At 56.0% G+C, this 19,546-nt stretch carries 17 protein-coding genes; 8 read left to right on the top strand and 9 right to left on the bottom strand.

Going from position 1 to position 19,546, the window contains the following annotated elements:
• Nucleotides 1-8 precede the first annotated feature (8 nt).
• Nucleotides 9-1,433 (top strand): dihydrolipoyl dehydrogenase, encoded by a 1,425-nt coding sequence (gene lpdA, locus IV493_RS14595; protein WP_010253950.1) that lies wholly within the window; start codon nt 9-11, stop codon nt 1,431-1,433.
• A 263-nt stretch (nt 1,434-1,696) separates the two neighbouring features.
• Here lpdA and IV493_RS14590 read toward each other — a convergent pair whose 3' ends face one another.
• Both IV493_RS14590 and IV493_RS14585 read right to left on the bottom strand, forming a co-directional pair.
• Nucleotides 1,697-2,332 carry a hypothetical protein gene (locus IV493_RS14590; RefSeq protein ID WP_195857344.1) on the bottom strand — a complete coding sequence of 212 codons (636 nt, stop codon included), beginning with the start codon at nt 2,330-2,332 and terminating at the stop codon, nt 1,697-1,699.
• Between the two features lie 142 nt (nt 2,333-2,474).
• Nucleotides 2,475-3,374 (bottom strand): LysR family transcriptional regulator, encoded by a 900-nt coding sequence (locus tag IV493_RS14585; protein WP_147789401.1) that lies wholly within the window; start codon nt 3,372-3,374, stop codon nt 2,475-2,477.
• 105 nt (nt 3,375-3,479) lie between these two features.
• On the opposite strand from IV493_RS14585, the gene IV493_RS14580 reads away from it, so the two are divergent.
• From IV493_RS14580 to yacL, 4 genes are all read left to right on the top strand, one after another.
• Nucleotides 3,480-3,989, top strand: a complete 510-nt coding sequence (locus IV493_RS14580) for a phenolic acid decarboxylase (protein WP_195857343.1) — start codon at nt 3,480-3,482, stop codon at nt 3,987-3,989.
• An 86-nt stretch (nt 3,990-4,075) separates the two neighbouring features.
• A complete protein-coding gene (locus IV493_RS14575; RefSeq protein ID WP_195857342.1) occupies nt 4,076-4,933 on the top strand; it encodes an MBL fold metallo-hydrolase in 858 nt (285 codons plus the stop codon).
• A 425-nt stretch (nt 4,934-5,358) separates the two neighbouring features.
• On the top strand, nt 5,359-7,956 hold the full coding sequence (gene acnB, locus IV493_RS14570; protein WP_095706188.1) for a bifunctional aconitate hydratase 2/2-methylisocitrate dehydratase: 2,598 nt from the start codon (nt 5,359-5,361) through the stop codon (nt 7,954-7,956).
• Between the two features lie 189 nt (nt 7,957-8,145).
• Complete coding sequence (yacL, locus tag IV493_RS14565) at nt 8,146-8,523, top strand: protein YacL (protein ID WP_013356797.1); 378 nt, start codon at nt 8,146-8,148, stop codon at nt 8,521-8,523.
• 48 nt (nt 8,524-8,571) lie between these two features.
• On the opposite strand, the gene IV493_RS14560 is transcribed toward yacL, so the two are convergent.
• The 5 genes from IV493_RS14560 to IV493_RS14540 form a co-directional block, all read right to left on the bottom strand.
• Nucleotides 8,572-9,243 (bottom strand): SDR family NAD(P)-dependent oxidoreductase, encoded by a 672-nt coding sequence (locus tag IV493_RS14560; RefSeq protein ID WP_195858187.1) that lies wholly within the window; start codon nt 9,241-9,243, stop codon nt 8,572-8,574.
• An 8-nt stretch (nt 9,244-9,251) separates the two neighbouring features.
• Nucleotides 9,252-10,448 carry an exo-alpha-sialidase gene (locus IV493_RS14555; RefSeq protein ID WP_008925597.1) on the bottom strand — a complete coding sequence of 399 codons (1,197 nt, stop codon included), beginning with the start codon at nt 10,446-10,448 and terminating at the stop codon, nt 9,252-9,254.
• A gap of 1 nt (nt 10,449) precedes the next feature.
• A complete protein-coding gene (locus IV493_RS14550; protein ID WP_013356800.1) occupies nt 10,450-11,865 on the bottom strand; it encodes a sodium:solute symporter family protein in 1,416 nt (471 codons plus the stop codon).
• 79 nt (nt 11,866-11,944) lie between these two features.
• A complete protein-coding gene (locus IV493_RS14545; protein ID WP_195857341.1) occupies nt 11,945-12,829 on the bottom strand; it encodes a dihydrodipicolinate synthase family protein in 885 nt (294 codons plus the stop codon).
• Nucleotides 12,830-12,840: 11 nt separating this feature from the next.
• Nucleotides 12,841-13,989: an iron-containing alcohol dehydrogenase gene (locus IV493_RS14540; RefSeq protein ID WP_195857340.1), complete on the bottom strand. Its 1,149-nt coding sequence runs from the start codon at nt 13,987-13,989 to the stop codon at nt 12,841-12,843.
• Between the two features lie 187 nt (nt 13,990-14,176).
• Here IV493_RS14540 and IV493_RS14535 point away from each other — a divergent pair, with 187 nt between their 5' ends.
• From IV493_RS14535 to IV493_RS14525, 3 genes are read left to right on the top strand one after another with little or no spacing between them, the layout of a single operon-like run.
• Nucleotides 14,177-15,436, top strand: a complete 1,260-nt coding sequence (locus IV493_RS14535; RefSeq protein ID WP_195857339.1) for a four-carbon acid sugar kinase family protein — start codon at nt 14,177-14,179, stop codon at nt 15,434-15,436.
• A complete protein-coding gene (locus IV493_RS14530) occupies nt 15,429-16,409 on the top strand; it encodes a D-threonate 4-phosphate dehydrogenase (protein WP_003854687.1) in 981 nt (326 codons plus the stop codon). The genes IV493_RS14535 and IV493_RS14530 overlap by 8 nt, the downstream gene beginning before the upstream one ends.
• 6 nt (nt 16,410-16,415) lie before the next feature.
• Nucleotides 16,416-17,180 (top strand): DeoR/GlpR family DNA-binding transcription regulator, encoded by a 765-nt coding sequence (locus tag IV493_RS14525; RefSeq protein ID WP_003854682.1) that lies wholly within the window; start codon nt 16,416-16,418, stop codon nt 17,178-17,180.
• Between the two features lie 80 nt (nt 17,181-17,260).
• Here IV493_RS14525 and IV493_RS14520 read toward each other — a convergent pair whose 3' ends face one another.
• Together IV493_RS14520 and speD are read right to left on the bottom strand one after the other, a co-directional pair.
• On the bottom strand, nt 17,261-18,553 hold the full coding sequence (locus tag IV493_RS14520; RefSeq protein WP_095706184.1) for a glycoside hydrolase family 28 protein: 1,293 nt from the start codon (nt 18,551-18,553) through the stop codon (nt 17,261-17,263).
• Between the two features lie 173 nt (nt 18,554-18,726).
• A complete protein-coding gene (gene speD, locus IV493_RS14515) occupies nt 18,727-19,536 on the bottom strand; it encodes an adenosylmethionine decarboxylase (protein WP_003854677.1) in 810 nt (269 codons plus the stop codon).
• Between the last annotated feature and the right edge of the window lie 10 nt (nt 19,537-19,546).

The raw sequence follows: 19,546 nt of genomic DNA, 5'->3' as shown, positions 1-19,546 counted from the left end.
AGGTCATGATGAGTACAGAGATTAAAACCCAGGTCGTGGTACTTGGGGCAGGTCCTGCAGGTTACTCTGCAGCCTTCCGTTGTGCGGATTTAGGTCTGGAAACCGTACTGGTAGAGCGTTACAGCACCCTCGGTGGTGTTTGTCTGAACGTCGGTTGTATCCCATCTAAAGCGCTGCTGCACGTTGCTAAAGTGATTGAAGAGGCGAAAGCCCTTGAAGAGCACGGCATTGTGTTTGGCCAGCCATCTACTGATATCAACAAGATTCGCAGCTGGAAAGAAAAGGTTATCAACCAGTTGACTGGCGGCCTGTCAGGTATGGCAAAAGGTCGTAAAGTCACCGTGGTGAATGGTCTGGGCAAATTCACCGGTGCTAACACCCTGGTGGTTGAAGGAGAAGGCGGCGCGACCACCATCAACTTCGATAACGCCATCATCGCTGCGGGTTCACGCCCAATCGAACTGCCATTCATTCCACATGAAGATCCACGCGTCTGGGACTCTACCGATGCGCTGGAACTGAAAGAAGTTCCGAAGCGTCTGCTGGTCATGGGCGGCGGCATCATCGGTCTGGAAATGGCGACGGTATATCACGCGCTGGGTTCAGAGATCGATGTGGTTGAGATGTTCGACCAGGTTATCCCGGCTGCGGATAAAGACGTGGTGAAAGTCTTTACCAAAAAAATTAGCAAGAAATTTAACCTGATGCTGGAAACCAAAGTGACCGCCGTTGAAGCAAAAGACGATGGCATTTACGTTTCAATGGAAGGTAAAAAAGCACCAGGCGAAGCGCAGCGTTATGACGCGGTGCTGGTTGCTATCGGTCGTGTGCCGAACGGTAAAGGTCTGGATGCCGGTAAAGCGGGCGTGGAAGTGGACGATCGCGGCTTCATCCGCGTCGACAAACAGATGCGTACCAACGTGCCACACATCTATGCTATCGGCGACATCGTCGGTCAGCCAATGCTGGCGCACAAAGGCGTGCATGAAGGCCACGTAGCGGCTGAAGTGATCTCTGGTCTGAAGCACTACTTCGATCCGAAAGTGATCCCTTCAATTGCCTATACTGAGCCAGAAGTTGCCTGGGTCGGTCTGACCGAGAAAGAAGCGAAAGAGAAGGGCATCAGCTACGAGACCTCCACCTTCCCGTGGGCTGCCTCTGGCCGTGCTATCGCTTCTGATTGTGCAGACGGCATGACCAAGCTGATTTTCGACAAAGAGACGCACCGTATTATCGGTGGCGCGATTGTCGGTACTAACGGCGGCGAGCTGTTAGGCGAAATCGGTCTGGCTATTGAGATGGGTTGTGATGCGGAAGATATCGCGCTGACCATCCACGCTCACCCAACTCTGCATGAGTCAGTCGGTCTGGCTGCAGAAATCTTCGAAGGCAGCATCACCGATCTGCCTAACGCGAAAGCGAAGAAGAAGTAAGTTTCTGCTGCTGCAAAGAGAAAGCTCCCGCTATGGGGGCTTTTTTTTGGTCTGTCATTTTGATCATAAGCGTCAGTAGATTCTGCCATTCATTCCTCTGACAGACACGTTAGGCCGAGGGAAAATCGCCCGGAATCGCACTTCAATATTACTGATATTCAGCCTTTGTGCTGCCGGACTAGCAATGACGGTAAGCCGTTAACCCCTGATGTGCGAGGCGGTGTGTCAAAAAGCCCGGCAGGGGAGGTGGGGCATCAGAACGGCTATATAGATTTAAGAGAAGGCATGTTACCTGCGAGAAATGTGCGGATGGCATTATCGATGACTTCACGCGTCAGCTCTGACTCTGCGACGATAATTTGCAGACCAATACCACTACGATAGCCATGTTGGATGCGATAACCAGGGGTGATTACGGGTGGGGTGTCGCGGAGAATATCTGCCATGCGCTTGTTAATGTAATCATGATATGTCATCCCGCCGAACTGGGGATAAGCAACGCGGGTGCGTTTTACCTGCTTATAGCTGACAATCTTTCCTTTCGCGTCATAGTTGGACACTGTCTCTAAACGGAATTCATCCTCCAGTTGGGTATGGTCAAGCATTGCAGTGGCTTCATTGAGTACCCGGTTTTCGATGATATCCATGCGAGCGACATCAGCAGTAACGATCTCGGCGTTCCAGTAGATGGTGGGATCTTGATCATCCAGGAAAAGAACATCACTCCAGGTCCAGACCCAGCCCGCCGCAATAGCCTCTGCGTTTTCAGAATCACAATCATCGTAATGTAAACCACCGCAGCGCTCACGCTCGCGATGGATAAGATTTTTGATGTGCTGAACACGCGTGCGACGGTGGCGGCGGGAAAGGGAGGTGAAAGGCTTGAATTTGCGGGTCATGGGTTACTCTGCGCAATTTATGCTGGGAGGAATCCAGCCCCGCAGTTTAGCGAAAGGAAATGATGAGAGCTAGCGAAATAGCGGGGTTATAAGGAGCGAGCGGCCAGAAAGAGCTGCTGTGTGCGTGCCTTTACATTTACGTTCAGCGGCGCACCTCCCACGCTGCCACCCGTTCCATAAACATCTGCGCCAGTTCAGCAATGGCGCTATTGCCGGGCAGTCTCTCTTCATTGATGTACATCACCAGCGTACTACTGCGTCGGCGGCCCTGAAGCAGCGGCAGGGGACGGAGTTCACCGCTCTTTAAGAGGCTGGCGATATTTTGTTCCGGCAGCCAGCCATAGCCTAGCTGGTGCTGGACCGCTTCAATCGCTGCCGACAGGGTAGTGAATGACCAGTTTTCTGCCTGATTGCCACTCACCTCTGACTGCTGCTGTTGCTGGCGATCCAGAATGGTAATGCAGGGCCAGCGCGCCAGTGTGGCAGCATTAAGCGGGGCAGGTTCACTGTGCAGCGGGTGATCGCGATGGGCAACGGCGACGAAATCGACACTCATCAGGCTTTCGCCCGCTAAAGGGGTATCACCGTATTGCGCCACCAGCCAGAGATCGGCCTGTTGTTCAGCCAGCCTGTCTGGTGTTTCGCTGCGGACAATTTCGCTGAACCAGATGCGCACATGTGGATAGCGTTGCTGAAATATATTGAGCACATCAAACAGCAGAGGTTTTGGAAAGGTAGCATCTACCATTAAATCAATACGCGAACGTTCACCTCGTCGCAGGGCACTGGCCTTAGCTTCAAGCGCGCTAAATCCTTCCAGCAGTGGACGCACCTGCGCAAGTAACTGATGTCCTTCAGCACTCAGGACGGCACGGCGTCCCACCTGCTCCAGCAGTTCCATGTCGAGCCGTTGTTGAAGCAGACTCAACTGATAGCTCAATGAGGACTGGCTGCGATTATTCTTCTCCGCTGCCAGCGCAAAACTCCCTTCCTTTACGACGGCGTCGAGCAGATACCACTGTTCCAGCGTTGCTTTGTACATGGTAACCCATCTAAAAATTGAATAATTTAGTGCTAAAAATAGCGTTATTCATCGCTTTTGTAACGCGCAATAATCACCTCAAGGAAAACAAATGAGGAATTAATCATGAGCACTTTTGATAAACATGACCTGTCTGGCATCGTTGGCAAACATCTGGTTTATACCTATGACAACGGCTGGAACTACGAGCTCTACATTAAAAATGCCAGCACCATCGACTATCGCATTCACAGTGGTATGGTCGGCAATCGCTGGGTTAAAAATCAGCATGTTTATGTGGTTCGCCTGGCGCAGGATGTCTATAAAGTCTCCTGGACTGAACCAACCGGCACTGATGTCAGCCTGGCCGTTAATCTGGCGGATAAAATTTTCCACGGCACCATCTTCTTCCCACGCTGGATTATGAACAATCCGGAAAAAACCGTCTGCTTCCAGAATGATCACCTGGAAGAGATGGCGAAATTCCGCGAAGCGGGTCCGGCTTATCCAACTGAAGTGATTGATGAGTTCGCGACGCTGACCGTGATTCGTGATGTGGGTGAAAACAACGAAAGCGTGATTGACTGCCCGCCTGATCAGCTGCCCGCCAATTTTCCGGAAAACCTGAAAAATTAAGAGTGAACAGAAGAGGTCATCATGACCTCTTCTGCTTAGTTGTTTCTGACGTGTAGCTTCTGATGTGTAACGTATGAGGACGAAAAATGGATTTATCGACGAAGGTTTTTATCAGCAGTGACCAGCACGACGGCTTCGGTGTCAGTTCCACCATTATCATGGGTGAGAAAGAGGCGATGTTAGTCGATGCCCAGTTCACGCTGGCGAATGCGCATCGGTTAGTCGCTGAGATTATCGAAACCGGTCTCGACCTGAAACGCATCTTTATTACCCATCTGCATCCCGATCATTTTCTGGGACTTGAAGTGATTAAATCGGTCTTTCCGGCTGCTGACATTCTCTCTTATAAGCAGGTCGCCGAAGATGTTAATGACGCCTTTGACTTCAAAATTGATTACTGGGGTAAGCAGGTTTTAAAAGAGAACGGTGCCCGCACTAAGTTTGCGATCACCGAACTGGAAGAGGATAGGATCTGGCTGGAAGGGCAGGAGATTAAAATCCTGAGCGATCTCAGTGGCGATTGCATCCGGGTGACACCGCTCTGGATCCCCTCGACGAAAACATTGATCGCCTCCGATGTGGTCTTCGCGGATGCACATGTATGGATTGCCGATATGCGCACGCCGGAACGCATGGCGAAATGGATGGAAAGTCTGGATAAACTCGAAGCGCTGGCGCCGAAAGTCCTGATCCCTGGCCATTCGCGAACGACGCCATCGCTCAGCCCCTCAGCAATAGGCTTTACCCGCACCTATATCAACGATTTCATTAAGACGCTGCACAAGGTCAAAAACAGCGAAGAGCTGGTACAGGAGATGGAGCGAATCTATCCCAACCTGCCGGTGAAAATCTGTCTCGACTACAGCGCGCGGATTCTGAAAGATCACTACGTCTGGCCGGGTGACTGGCCGGTATCACTGCGGGAAATGAAAACCACGCTGTAATCGTCTCAGGCGCCAATGACACCAGGCTTATCTCCGGCCTGGTGTTGCTATCCGCCTGCATTCGCCTCTGCGGTAACCCGGAGGACCGTTCACTTCTATTCCTGCCAGTTATCTATTCCCCTGAATCACCTCACTAAAACTGCGCCAACGCTGACATAATCCTGCCGTTTTTACTCTGAGATGCGGTACGCTGCAGAGTGACCCGATTAGCCAGCTTAGCTGGCTGATGCGGGAGTATAAGCGGGCAGAACGGGCGCAGTGGATTATGTTGTATTTTTGTAAACAGATTAACAAACAGACGAAATCCTGCTATTCTGCCCTCCGCGAAACCGGGCACCTCAACCTGGACGAGAAAGGGAAGTGTGTTCTCCATAAGTGAGCAAGGTGGTCGGAAAGCCCTACATAATGAGAGCGAGGATAACGTCGTGCTAGAAGAATACCGTAAGCACGTTGCCGAGCGTGCTGCCCAGGGAATTGTACCTAAGCCTTTAGAGGCTTCCCAGATGGCCGCGCTGGTTGAACTGCTGAAAAATCCACCTGCGGGTGAAGAAGAATTTCTGACCGATTTATTGGTCAACCGAGTCCCACCTGGCGTCGATGAAGCGGCGTATGTTAAAGCCGGTTTCCTGGCGGCTGTCGCCAAAGGCGAAGCAACCTCTCCTCTGATATCTCCTGAAAAAGCGGTTGAACTGCTCGGCACCATGCAGGGCGGTTACAATATTCATCCGCTGATTGACGCGCTGGACGATAGCAAACTGGCGCCCATCGCGGCGAAAGCCCTTTCACACACGCTGCTGATGTTCGACAACTTCTATGATGTCGAAGAGAAAGCGAAAGCGGGTAATGAATACGCGAAACAGGTGATGCAGTCCTGGGCAGATGCGGAATGGTATCTGGCACGTCCTGAGCTGGCTGAGAAAATCACCGTTACGGTGTTCAAAGTCACTGGCGAAACCAACACCGACGACCTCTCTCCGGCCCCGGATGCCTGGTCACGTCCTGACATCCCGCTGCACGCCCTGGCGATGCTGAAAAATGCCCGTGAAGGTATTGAGCCGGATGAAGCGGGCAATATCGGCCCGATCAAACAGATCGAAGCACTGAAGACCAAAGGCTTCCCGCTGGCGTATGTCGGTGACGTTGTCGGAACCGGTTCTTCACGTAAATCCGCCACCAACTCGGTGCTGTGGTTTATGGGCGACGACATCCCGAACGTGCCGAATAAAAAAGGCGGCGGCGTGGTGCTGGGCAGCAAAATTGCACCCATCTTCTTCAACACCATGGAAGATGCGGGCGCACTGCCGATTGAAGTGGACGTCAATGACCTGAACATGGGCGATGTCATCGACATCTATCCGTTCAAAGGCGAAGTTCGCAACCACGAAACCAACGACCTGCTGGCCAGCTTCGAACTTAAAACCGAAGTGCTGATTGACGAAGTCCGCGCCGGTGGCCGTATTCCGCTGATCATCGGTCGCGGCCTGACCACTAAAGCGCGCGAATCGCTGGGTCTGCCGCACAGCACCGTATTCCGTCAGGCGAAAGATGTCGCGGAGAGCACCCGTGGTTTCTCACTGGCGCAGAAAATGGTTGGCCGTGCCTGTGGCGTCGCCGGTATTCGTCCGGGTGCCTATTGTGAACCGAAGATGACCTCGGTTGGCTCGCAGGATACGACCGGTCCGATGACCCGTGATGAGCTGAAAGATCTGGCTTGCCTGGGCTTCTCGACCGATCTGGTAATGCAGTCCTTCTGTCACACCGCTGCGTACCCTAAGCCGGTGGATGTGAACACGCACCATACGCTGCCAGACTTCATTATGAACCGTGGCGGTGTCTCACTGCGTCCGGGCGACGGCATTATCCACAGCTGGCTGAACCGTATGCTGCTGCCGGATACCGTGGGCACCGGTGGTGACTCGCATACCCGTTTCCCTATCGGCATCTCTTTCCCGGCGGGTTCAGGCCTGGTGGCGTTTGCGGCAGCGACGGGCGTCATGCCGCTCGACATGCCGGAATCAGTACTGGTGCGCTTCAAGGGTAAGATGGAGCCAGGTATTACCCTGCGCGATCTGGTTCACGCCATTCCGCTGTATGCTATCAAGCAGGGTCTGCTGACCGTTGAGAAGAAAGGTAAGAAAAACATCTTCTCTGGCCGCATCCTTGAGATTGAAGGTCTGCCGGATCTGAAAGTCGAGCAGGCGTTTGAGCTGTCCGATGCGTCAGCCGAGCGTTCCGCTGCGGGCTGTACCATCAAGCTGGATAAAGCGCCGATTATCGAATACCTGAACTCCAACATCGTGCTGCTGAAGTGGATGATCGCAGAAGGCTACGGCGATCGTCGTACGCTGGAGCGTCGCGTTGAAAGCATGGAGAAATGGCTGGCCGATCCTCAGCTGCTTGAGCCGGATGCGGATGCTGAATATGCCGCCGTAATCGAAATCGATCTGGCTGACATTAAAGAGCCGATCCTGTGTGCGCCAAACGATCCGGACGATGCCCGTCTGCTCTCTGACGTTCAGGGCGAGAAGATCGACGAAGTGTTTATCGGCTCGTGCATGACCAACATTGGTCACTTCCGTGCCGCCGGTAAACTGCTGGATAGCCACAAAGGCCAACTGCCAACCCGTCTGTGGGTGGCTCCGCCAACCAAGATGGATGCGGCACAGCTGACCGAAGAGGGCTACTACAGCGTATTCGGTAAAAGCGGTGCGCGTATTGAGATCCCGGGCTGTTCACTCTGCATGGGTAACCAGGCACGTGTGGCTGATGGTTCGACGGTGGTTTCTACCTCGACCCGTAACTTCCCGAACCGTCTGGGTACCGGCGCTAACGTCTACCTGGCATCTGCAGAGCTGGCGGCAGTGGCTTCACTGTTAGGCCGTCTGCCAACGCCGGATGAGTATCAGCAATTTATGGCGCAGGTCGATAAAACGGCCAGCGACACCTATCGCTATCTCAACTTCGACCAACTGGCGCAGTACACCGATAAAGCTGACGGCGTGATTTTCCAGACCGCGGTCTGATTCTTCACCTGGCAGTCATGACTAAGGGGCGATGATTCGCCCCTTTTTTATGTCTGTGCATTGAGGGCGGTTCGATCAAAAGCTGGATTTCGCCAGACAGCCTGTAATAATGCGCGACGTGTCACACTATGCCGCGTAGGCAGCGCTGACACTCATTTAGTGACGCGATGACGTTAAGAGGAACGGGCGATGGAATATGAATTTTTACGCGATGTGACCGGACAGATTAAGGTTCGTATGTCGATGGATCATGAAGCGGTCGGCCACTGGTTCAACGAAGAGGTGAAAAACGATCCAGGATTGCTGGATGAAGTGGAAGCCGCAATCGAAGACGTCAAAGGCAGCGTGCGTCAGTGGCAGCGCATCGGCAGCGAGTACACCATCCTGCTGGATGAGGAAGAGGTAATGATTCGCGCCAATCTGCTGGCACTGGAAGATGACGGAATGGAAGAGGGGATGAACTACTACGACGAAGAGAGCCTCTCCTTCTGCGGCATTGAAGATTTTCAGCTGGTGATCGCTGCTTACCGCCAGTTTGTGAACCAGTACGGTAAACCCGTACGGTAATTTTTACGCTGATACAGGCCGGGCCACCCGAGTCGCCCGGCCTGTTCATTAACTCAGCGACGCACCGCCGCACATCACCAGTTGCTGACCGGTGATTGCCGCGGCTGCAGGCGAAAGCAGGAACCCGACCAGCCCGGCGACTTCCTGCGGCTGAATATAGCGGCCTATCGGTGGCAGACGGGGCGGGGAACTGGCCCGGCCCGGCTGTTGCAGCATCGGCGTTTCGGTGGCACCTGGCGCCACGATATTGACTGTAATGCCGCGCGGTGCCAGCTCTGCCGCCCAGCTGCGCACCATGCCGATCATCGCCGATTTGGTGGCCACATACTGACTGCGGCCCGACGCTCCACCTGACGTGCGACTGCCCAGCAGCACGATTCTGCCGCCCGCGCTCATCCGGGGCGCAAAATGATTGGCCAGCTGTTCTGCGACGGCAACATGCAGTTGCCACAGGCGTGTGCTGGCGTTCAGATCCAGCTCCCCGAGCGGCGCGGCCTGCATCATTCCCGCTGCATGGATCACCGCCTGCGGCACCGGCAGTTTGTCCAGTAAAGCCTGCAATGCCGCACTGTCGCTGATATCGATCTGATGGCTCTGCCAGCCCGCGTCTGACCGGTTTATCGCCGATCGGCTCAGGCCAATCACCTGCCAGCCCTCATCCAGCAGGCGATCCACAATCGCCTGACCGATGCCGGAACTTGCGCCGGTCACCAGCGCCATCTTTTCAATCACGCGTCACCTCCCTGCACCCAGGACTCCCCGACCCGCACATACTTGATCGCCTGGCGATACCAGGTGTAGGCGATATGCAGTTCGCCATTCACGCCCTGTTTGATGCTGGGATAAGAGAACTCACGGTTTAACTTCTGCTGAGAGTTATTGGTCATGCAGTAGCCGTCGCCCTCGTCCAGATTGCGCTGCAGCGGCCAGCTTTTGCCGCCATCTGTTGAGATCGCCAGCGTCATTGGCGCTCGTGGCGCGCCCCAGAAGGCGGTGCGCCCGCTGTGCACCACCGGCTCGGCGGCAACCGCAACGTCACCGTCTTCTTCATCATCTTCAATTTCGTCATACAGCGACAACCGGCGCTCGCTGGCCCCTTCGGCGCTCATCGCATTGAACACCAGCGCCAGATGACCGTTGCGCAGCGTCGTGACCTGAATGGAGGAGTTATTGTTGGGCAGCGACAGCGGCTCGGGCGCACTCCAGCTTTCACCCTGATCAAACGAGCGGCTCTGGTAGATATGGTCGGCCCAGCGACTGCGGTAGAGTGCCAGCAGCGAGCCATCATCCAGCAGGGTCACGTTCATATGAACGCAGCCGGTGCTGTCAGGCACGCTGACGTCGCGCCAGCTCTGGCCTTTATCTTCTGAGATTTTTACCGCGCTGACGTCATAGCTGCCGACCCACTTTTCGCCGGGCTGCGTCAGGCAGTAAAACACCGGCAGCAGCCAGTTGCCGTTGGGCAGCACGACAATCGGCTGACGAATAAAGGTGCCGGGCTTATCCAGCAGGGTTTTGATCTCGCCCCAGCTTTTGCCCATATCGTGAGACTGGCGATAGCGCACGATCGCGGTGTCCTGATTACCTGATTTCTGCGCCGTCCACAGCAGCCACAGTACCTGGTCGGGATCGAGAAACAGCACCGGATTCTGTTCTGAGCGACCCGGATCGTCAGAAAGCTTCTGCGCGTCACTCCAGCGATCGCTGCCTTTTGTCAGCCGGGAACACCAGACTGAGATATCGGCAATCCCTTCCTGCGTGCCACCAAACCAGACGCAAAGCAGATCGCCATCGGGCAGCGGCAGCAGGTTAGCCGCATGGTTTTGCGGGCAGGAGGAGGGCAGCATCGCAATCTGCTGGGCGCTATCCTGCGGGTGCGGCGCAACCAGGCCGGTGCGTTCTGCGGTGACAGTTTCCTGAGTCATATTAGGCTCCACTATTTTGTGCATTGTGTTGCGGTTGAGGCTGAGACTGGCGTGACGGTATACAGCGGTCAATCACCATAATGATGGCCGGCGTAATCAGCGCCACATACATATTGTCGATACCGAACGGGTTACCCATCAGGAACCAGACGGACGTCACCACGCAGGCACCAATCAGACCGGCGTTGGCTCCACGCGTGCTCTTAAACCACGGCAGATAGAACGCCATAATCGCCACCACGGTGATCGACAGGCGAATCGCGCGGGTAAAGAACGAGAGCTTCAGCACTTCCGGGAAGAACAGGACAAACAGCAGCGGGAAGAAGCCGATGCCAATCGAGATCCAGCGCGTCACTTTAAATTCGCGCTCCGGCGTCGGGTTACGATAAGGCACGTAAAAATCTTTGACGACCAGCGAGGCGATGGCCAGCGCAACGGTGCCGACGCTGACGAAAATCGAGGCCACCAGCGAGGTGGTGACAATGCCTGCCAGCCACGGTGACATATCCTGCAGAAACACTGGCAGCGCATAGAGGCTCTTGATATCGGGATGCGCGAACTTCGCCGCCACGCCAATCAGCGCCATCGCCAGACCGATTGGCAGGCAGAAGATGAAGGCGACCCAGGTAGCGCGCTTCGCGGACTTCACATCTTTGGTGGAGGAGATCGCCTGGATCACAAACTGCGTACAGAAGATCGATCCCACGGTCCCGATCAGCCAGGCCACAATGGTACTGGCCCCGACGTGACCGTCCCACGTCCAGTAGAACGCCGGCATTTTCTCGATCATCGGGGCCACGCCGCCGGTCATCTTCAGTGCCACATAGAGAATAATCAGAATCCCGATGTACTTGATGGCGCTGTGCAGCAGCGTAACCCAGGCGACGCCTTTCATGCCGCCAAACGCAAAGTAGAAGGTGCTGACCACCGCGGTGATAAAGGCCGCCTGCGTCAGGTCGATCTTCAGCACGGTGGAGATCGCCGCCGCACCGCTGATGTAGTTCCCGACGTTCACCAGCAGCAGCGCATAGATCATAATCAGCGAGATAATGTTCTTGGTTGAGCTGCCATATTTCTCGGCGATGGCACCAGAGATCGTGATTTTTCCGGTGTTGTAGATGCGTTTGACCAGAATCAGGCCAAACAGCGGGAACCCAATCGCCGCGCCAATCACCGACCAGGAGGCGGCGAAGCCATCCTCAAAGGCTGCCTGCGCCGTGCCAATGGTCGATTTTGCCCCGATATACTCTGACATCAGCATAATGCCAACGATAAAGGCGGGCATGGCGCGGGAGCCTTCCATGAAGTCGCCGCTGGTTTTACTGCGCAGCCGCCAGGTCAACCAGGTGGTGAACAGGATATAGGCGACCACCATGCCGACGATCAGTAAGGTGCTCTCAGTTGAAAATGCTTTCATCATGACCTCGATTGTTCTGGCAGATGGCGACCATCAGGTTCGTTCTCATCTGACCGATAGGGTACAAAGGCGATGGACGTTATTGCAGGTAGTGGTTCACGATTTGACGGATCTGCTGCTGCTCGTCGGCGCTGAACTGCACCGCATAGCGGCTTTCACCCACCTCAAAGCCCTGCAGGCTGACCGCTTTTTTCACGGCGGCCGGTGAGAAACCGATGCTGTACAGCGCAGTGCGCAGGCCGGTGACGTTCTCCTGTGCCTGATGCGAACCGGCAATGTCACCGGCACTGAAGCGCGCCCAGATGGCGTTAATCGCCTCCGGTGCCACGTTTGCCAGCCCGGAAATGGAGGCGGAGCAGCCATCGACAAATCCCTGATGAATCAGCGAGTCAGGGCCGTTCAGCACATCAAAGCCCTCACAGTCGGCGGTGGCCTGCAGAAATCCGCTCAGACTTTCATAGCTGCCTGCGGAGTCTTTAATACCGATGATGTTCGGGTGCACGGCCAGCGTGCGAACGGTCTCTGGCTGCAGGGTATTGCCGGTTCGCGCCGGGATGTTGTAGAGGAACAGCGGCACCGTCAGCGCGTCCGCTACGCGCTGATAGTGGTCGATCAGCTCCTGCTGTTTCAGCGGCACAAACCATGGGGTGATCGCCGAGACGGCATCCACGCCCAGGCGGGCAATCTGTTTGCCGAGCCGGATCGTTTCGCGGGTCGAAATCTCGCCGATGTGCGCCACGACAGGCGCGCGGCCGTTGATCTCATCGACGCAGGTGGTGGTGACGGCGATCTTCTCCTGCTCGTTCAGCACAAAGAACTCGCCATTGGTGCCGCCACAGAAGATGCCGTTTCCGGCGTTGATCTGACGTCTGACCTGCTCACGCTGTCTTACCGGATCAAAGGCACCTTCACGGTCGAAGGTGGTGACGATGGCGGTCAGTACGCCGTTGATTTTCTTATTCATGACAATCCTCATTACGCCTGGCAGGAAGGGAACAGCGTCAGATAGACGGCGCGCACATCGTCGGCGGTGACCGCCATGGGCACGTTTTTCATCAGGCGCTGCACGTCGAGTGCCGCTTCCACTAAATAAGGCAGGTGATCCGGGCCGATGCCCAGTGCTTCCAGGCTGGCAGGCAACTGCAGCCGCGCAACCAGCGCGGTGAAGTAGTCGACCAGCGCGTGTGATTTCTCTTCATCGCTTAAACGGACGTCGGCGTCGGGCAGCAGGTCATAGGCCTGAGCGAATTTGCTCACCGCGGCCGGACGGACAAAGCGCATGCAGGGGGCCAGCAGAATGGCGTTGGCAACGCCGTGTGGCAGGTGATATTTGCCGCCAAGCGGATAGGACATCGCATGCACCAGATGCGTCCCGGCATGGGCAATCGATGCGCCGCCATAATAAGAGGCCCAGAGCATCTCCAGCCGTGCCTGCAGATTCTCGGGCTCGCGCAGCGTGGTTTCGAGATTCGCGAACAGCTTTTTCATCCCAATCAGCGCATAGTTGTCGCTGACCGGGTTAGCCACGTTGGCGGTGAAGCACTCAATCAGGTGACACAGGGCATCAATGCCGGTAGACGAGGCGATGTGCGGCGGCATGCTGGTGGTGAGTTCCGGCACCAGCGCTACCACATCGGGCAGCATCACCGGTGAAATAATGCCGACTTTGGTCTCTTTCTCCGGGATCGCCAGAATCGCATTCGGCGTCGCTTCAGAACCGGTGCCAGCAGTGGTCGGGATGAGCATTGAACGGGTGCGACGCTGCGGTTTTTCGCCTGCCAGCAGGGCGTCCAGCGACGGTGCTCCGTCGATGCACAGCACCGAGAGCAGCTTCGCCACATCCAGTACGCTGCCACCGCCGATGCCAATCACCATGTCGGCCTGGCGCTGCGAGAGCGTTTCTATAATAGCGGCCACATCATGCTGGCTCGGCTCGGGCGGCACGCTGTTGACCACGCTGATACGCGGAATCTGATCCCGGAGTTGCCCCATCAGCGCCTGAACCGCCGGAATCGCTTCAATGTTCCGGTCAGTCACCACTACCGCTGTCGTTACGCCACTCAGCAGATAGCGCATGTCGTTTAACGCCTGATAACCGCTAATCACCGTGCTGTTAATGTTCATTTCGTACCCTTTTTTCTTTCATGACTGAGCAGATGATTAATTTTGCTCAGCGCAATGCGATGTCAGTCACTCTCTGTGGCTAATTTTATAAGGCATATCGATTTCGATTAATTTGAACTTGCTCACATATAATCAATCATGATTGAATATAATCAAATGCAGCGGCAATAGCCTGACAGGAGTGAGGATGGGCTCATCAGTATGGAAAACCCCGGTGCTGGTCATCGCCGATGACTTTACCGGTGCCAACGATGCAGGTAGTGGACTGGCACAGGCCGGTGCCCGTGTACATGTGCTGTTCGGCACCGCCGCGCCGCAGCCCGACGAGGCGGCGGATGTGCTGGTAATCAGTACTGACAGCCGGGCGGTCAGCATCAGTCAGGCGGCAGAGCGCGTCACGCAGGTGGTACAGCATTACGCGGCACAGTTTCAGCAGGGCTGGCTGTTCAAAAAGATCGACTCCACGCTGCGTGGCAACGTCGGTGCTGAAACGGTGGCGGCACTGCGCGCCAGCGGCAAAAGGCTGGCGCTGGTGGCACCGGCCGTGCCGCGCCTGGGCCGCACCACACGTGAGGGCAGCGTGTGGGTGAATCAGCGATTACTGACGGATACCGAATTTGCCAGCGATCCCAAAACCCCGATCCGCAGCGCCCGCATTCTCGATCAGATGCAGATCGACGGCATGGAGATCGATCTCGCCACGCTGCGCAGCGATCGGCTGGATGCCGTGCTGGCGGCTGCGCAGGGCGTGGTGGTGGTAGATGCCGAAACGGAGGCCGACCTGGCGCGACTGATCGCCGCTGCGGCGCGGCTGAGCGAGACGCCCCTGCTGGTGGGCGCTGCCGGATTAAGCGATGCGCTGGGCGCTGCGCTCTCTGTTCGCCCGTCGCGGCCCGTACTGGCGGTGGTGGCATCGATGAGCCGTCAGGCAGAGCAGCAGATCGCCGCACTGCTTAACCAGCAGGCAGTGGAAATCGTGGATGTTGATATTCGTCAGCTGTTTCAGCAGCCCGCCTGGTGTGGCCGGGATAGCTGGATTGAACAGGCGGCTGCCGCACTGCGTGCCGGTCGCCACACGGTGATCCGTACCTGCCAGCATGAATCCCAGCGACACGCGATCGAGGATCTCTGCCAGCAGCACAGCATGACGCGCCAGCAGCTGGGTGAGGCGATCTGTCAGCTGCTGGGCGAAATGACCCTGAGTCTGTGCCGGGCACAGCTGCCGCATGCGCTCTATCTGTCGGGTGGCGACGCGGCGATAGCCGTTGCTCAGGCGCTGGGGGCCAGCGGCTTTAAAATTCAGGGTTTGGTGGCGGGCTGTGTGCCGCACGGGGTCCTGCTTAACAGTGAATTTACTCTGCCGGTGATGACCAAAGCGGGTGGCTTTGGTGATGAAAATACCCTGGTAGCAGCCATTGGTTTTATTGAGGAGAAGTCGAGTGAGTAAAATTATTGCGATCACCATGGGCGATCCGGCGGGCATCAGCCCGGAAATCATCATCAAAGCGCTCTCTGAAGGTGAGCTGAACGGCATTCCTGCCGTGGTGATTGGCTGTGCCAGTACGCTGCGCCGCATTATGGCGATGAACATCACCCCGCAGGCCGAGCTGCGGGTGCTGGATCGGGTACAGGATGCACGGTTTGCGCCCGGCATTATCAATGTCATCGATGAGCCGCTGGCCGATCCGGACGCGCTGAAACCTGGCGTGGTACAGAAAGAGGCCGGGGATCTGGCGTGGCGCTGCGTGAAGCGGGCCACCGAACTGGCGCTGGCCGGTGAGGTGCATGCCATTGCTACCGCGCCGCTGAATAAAGAGGCGATGCATGCGGCGGGCCATCTCTATCCGGGGCACACCGAACTGCTGGCGCACCTGACTGACACCAAAGATTACGCTATGGTGCTCTATACCGATAAGCTGAAAGTCATTCATGTCACAACCCATATTGCGCTGCGTAAGTTCCTCGACACGCTCAACCAGACACGCATTAAAACCGTGATTGGTATGGCGGACACCTTCCTGCGTCGTGTCGGCTACAGCGCCCCGCGTATCGCCGTCGCGGGTGTTAATCCGCACGCTGGTGAGAACGGGCTGTTTGGCGACGAGGAGATCACCACCGTTGCCCCCGCGATTGAGGCGATGAAAGCGCAGGGGATTGATGTCTCCGGGCCTTGCCCGCCGGACACGGTGTTTCTGCAGTGCCAGGATGGACGCTATGACATGGTGGTGGCGATGTACCATGATCAGGGGCACATCCCGCTTAAACTGCTGGGCTTCTATGATGGCGTGAACATTACCGCAGGCCTGCCGTTTATCCGCACCTCTGCTGACCACGGCACGGCATTTGATATCGCCTGGACAGGTAAAGCGAAGTCTGACAGCATGGCGATCTCGATTAAACTCGCGATGCAGCTCGCATAGGGAAATATGAAGGGACAGAGCCGTCTTGACCAGATTATGGATTACCTGAAAAGCCATAATCTGGTGACTGTTGAGCAACTGGTCAGTGCGATTTCCGCCTCACCCGCCACGATTCGACGTGATTTAATTAAGCTGGATAAAGAGGGCGTGATCAGCCGCAGTCATGGCGGCGTTACCCTGAATCGTTTTATTCCTGCCCAGCCGACCACGCTGGAGAAGATGCAGCGAAACCTGGCCGAGAAGCAGGCGATCGCCGCATGCGCCGCCAGTTTTGTCCGGGCGGGCGATGCGGTGGTGCTGGATGCAGGAACCACCATGCTGGAGCTGGCGCGACAGCTCACCCATCTGCCGCTGCGGGTCATTACGGCCGACCTGCACATTGCACTGTTTCTGTCTGAGTTTAAGCAGATCGAAGTGACGATTATTGGCGGCCGGATCGACGACTCCAGTCAGTCCTGTGTGGGTGAACATGGACGGCGGTTGCTGCGCAGCATCAATCCCGATATTGCGTTTGTCAGCTGTAACTCCTGGAGCCTTGAGCGCGGTATTACCACGCCGACTGAAGAGAAAGCGGGGCTGAAACATGACCTGCTGGCCAATGCGGCGCGTCGGGTTCTGCTGGCGGACAGCAGTAAATATGGCTCCTGGTCGCTGTTCTGCGCGTCACCGGTGGATGATCTGACCGATGTAGTGACCGACAGCCGGTTAGACGAGGATGTCTGCCGCACGCTGCGCGAGCGCGGTATTACGCTGGCGCTGACCTCTGCCTGAACTGAACGCGCCGTGCTTCTCTGACCTCATCGTAAAGCAGGGTGAGAGCAGCACTGCGCGTTTATCTTCTGCAGTCGCCGTTAACGCGCGTAGGCGTCATGCTCTTCGCGCGTCATTGCCGGCGCGTCTACCGTAACCCGCTCAAACCTCAGATTCGTTACGCCCGCTATTTTGCCAAACTCCTGCGCCTGCAGCGTAATATCGCTGAAACTCAGCTGTTCGATTGGGTTTTCCGGCGTGCCTTCAACAAAAAAGGCGCGGGAAAACGCCGCAGGCTGAGTCAGGCTGCTGCTGATATGACTGATACTGATATTCTCAACCCGCGTCAGGCCAGCATCACCCGTGACGCCTGATGCCAGCTTACGCCAGTGTGGCGGCTGTTTGGTGTCGGCGGGCTGTTCGCTGTAGCTGTACTGCGGGAACCAGTTCAGCTGCAGCATAAACGGATAACAGACATCCTCCATCTTCAGATGGCGAACCACGATGTTTTTGATCCAGCCGCCGCGATTCCGGGCGGACTTGATGCGAAAGCCGACGCCGGTTCCAGAAAAGCGGTTATGTTCGATGATGACGTTTTCAATACCGCCAGAGGTTTCGCTGCCCAGGGTAATGCCCGAACCTTTCAGCAGGGTGCAGTCGCGAATAATGATATCGCGTGCGGTTCTCCCGAGCTGCTGTGCTTCCGCGCCGCGACCCGATTTCACGCAGATATTGTCGTCATTGCAGGAGACCGTACAGCCCTCCACACGCACTAACTGGCTGGAATCAATATCAATTCCATCGGTGCTGGGGCCGGTGGCGTTCATGACACGTAGCCTCTGCAGATTCACCTGTTTCGAATAGCAGACGTGCAGGTTCCAGAAGCCGGAATCCTGTGAGGTGAAGTCCTCCAGCGTCACGCATTCGCTCTCGTAAACCACTACGTTACGTGGACGCCTGCAGTCGTAATCCACCACCCAGCGCAGGCCGCGACGGGTATAGTCCGCCAGCATCCCGCTGTTTTCGTCGTCGCCCCAGAATTTATGCCACCAGACGGCACCCTGTCCGTCGAGCGTGCCGCTGCCGCAGACGGTGACGTTGCGGCAGTGATTGATGTTAAGCATCGCCGCGGGCCAGACCATATCAATGCCCGCCACGCGCGTAGGGATGTCCGGGTAGTCCTCCAGCCGCTGGCTGCCGAGCAGTACGGCATCTTTCGCCAGCTCCAGCGTCATCTCACTTTTCAGAAACAGCGCGCCGGTCAGAAAGCGGCCCGCTGGGATCAGTACCGTGTCGCCTGCTGATGCGCTATCAATCGCGCGCTGTATTGCCTGAGTGGAAAGTGAGGTGGCGTCCGGGACGGCAGCGAAATCAATAATGTTAATTCTTGCCATTTTTTTGCCTGTAGTGGTTGAGAAATGAGCGTTCAGCGCTGAAAGTAGCACGCTCTGACAGGCAAATTATTGCTGGCGATCAGGGAATTACGGCAGTTGCCGTGATGAAAAGTCGGAGGGATAAGCGGGAAGAGACGCGCAGGTTTTGGGGTGTCACGCTGCGCGCCGGATCATCAGAGGGTCTTCAGGCCCACTGAGGGGATATTTCTGCCGTAGTAGATCTCACGCATCTCTTTCCACAGCAGGTCAGTAATACGCTTGTGCTCCTGCGGGCTGAGATCTTCCGGGCGGGTGTTAAACAGGTAGTGTTTCAGGTCAAACTCTTTCAGCAACATCTTGGTATGGAAGATGTTCTCCTGATAGACATTCACATCCACCATGTCATACATCGCTTTCATATCGTCAGACATGAAGTTCTGAATCGAATTGATCTCGTGATCGATAAAGTGCTTCATACCTTTCACGTCACGGGTAAAGCCGCGCACCCGGTAATCGACGGTAACGATGTCTGACTCCAGCTGGTGGATCAGGTAGTTCAGCGCCTTGAGCGGTGAGATCACGCCACAGGTTGAGACTTCAATGTCCGCACGGAAGGTGCAGAGCCCGCCTTCAGGATGGCTTTCCGGATAGGTATGCACACAGATATGGCTTTTATCCAGATGCGCCACCACCGAGTTGGGCAGCGGGCCAGGATGTTCGGAGTTATCGATATCTTTGGGATCGATCGGCTCTTCGCTGACCAGAATCGTGACGCTGGCCCCCTGCGGTTCATAATCCTGGCGCGCAATATTAAGCACGTTAGCCCCGATAATAGAGCAGGTTTCGGTCAGGATTTCCGTCAGACGGTTGGCGTTATATTGTTCATCAATGTAGGCGATATAACCATCGCGTTCAGCTTCAGTATTCGCATAGCAGATATCGTAAATACAAAAACTCAGGCTTTTCGTCAGGTTGTTGAAGCCATGTAGTTTTAGCTTTTGCAATTTTGTTCAC

It is taken from the genome of Pantoea sp. SM3640, assembly GCF_015654165.1.
GTDB lineage: Bacteria > Pseudomonadota > Gammaproteobacteria > Enterobacterales > Enterobacteriaceae > Pantoea > Pantoea vagans.
This window is presented reverse-complemented; position numbering and strand designations above follow the sequence as displayed.

Excerpts from the sequence above, each read along its gene's own strand:
- IV493_RS14580 (WP_195857343.1), top strand. The coding sequence starts at position 3,480 with ATGAGCACTTTTGATAAACATGACCTGTCTGGCATCGTTGGCAAACAT.
- IV493_RS14575 (WP_195857342.1), top strand. The coding sequence starts at position 4,076 with ATGGATTTATCGACGAAGGTTTTTATCAGCAGTGACCAGCACGACGGC.
- IV493_RS14535 (WP_195857339.1), top strand. The coding sequence starts at position 14,177 with ATGGGCTCATCAGTATGGAAAACCCCGGTGCTGGTCATCGCCGATGAC.
- IV493_RS14540 (WP_195857340.1), bottom strand. The coding sequence starts at position 13,989 with ATGAACATTAACAGCACGGTGATTAGCGGTTATCAGGCGTTAAACGAC.
- yacL (WP_013356797.1), top strand. The coding sequence starts at position 8,146 with ATGGAATATGAATTTTTACGCGATGTGACCGGACAGATTAAGGTTCGT.
- IV493_RS14550 (WP_013356800.1), bottom strand. The coding sequence starts at position 11,865 with ATGAAAGCATTTTCAACTGAGAGCACCTTACTGATCGTCGGCATGGTG.
- IV493_RS14555 (WP_008925597.1), bottom strand. The coding sequence starts at position 10,448 with ATGACTCAGGAAACTGTCACCGCAGAACGCACCGGCCTGGTTGCGCCG.
- IV493_RS14520 (WP_095706184.1), bottom strand. The coding sequence starts at position 18,553 with ATGGCAAGAATTAACATTATTGATTTCGCTGCCGTCCCGGACGCCACC.
- IV493_RS14560 (WP_195858187.1), bottom strand. The coding sequence starts at position 9,243 with ATGGCGCTGGTGACCGGCGCAAGTTCCGGCATCGGTCAGGCGATTGTG.
- IV493_RS14585 (WP_147789401.1), bottom strand. The coding sequence starts at position 3,374 with ATGTACAAAGCAACGCTGGAACAGTGGTATCTGCTCGACGCCGTCGTA.
- IV493_RS14590 (WP_195857344.1), bottom strand. The coding sequence starts at position 2,332 with ATGACCCGCAAATTCAAGCCTTTCACCTCCCTTTCCCGCCGCCACCGT.
- IV493_RS14525 (WP_003854682.1), top strand. The coding sequence starts at position 16,416 with ATGAAGGGACAGAGCCGTCTTGACCAGATTATGGATTACCTGAAAAGC.
- IV493_RS14545 (WP_195857341.1), bottom strand. The coding sequence starts at position 12,829 with ATGAATAAGAAAATCAACGGCGTACTGACCGCCATCGTCACCACCTTC.
- lpdA (WP_010253950.1), top strand. The coding sequence starts at position 9 with ATGAGTACAGAGATTAAAACCCAGGTCGTGGTACTTGGGGCAGGTCCT.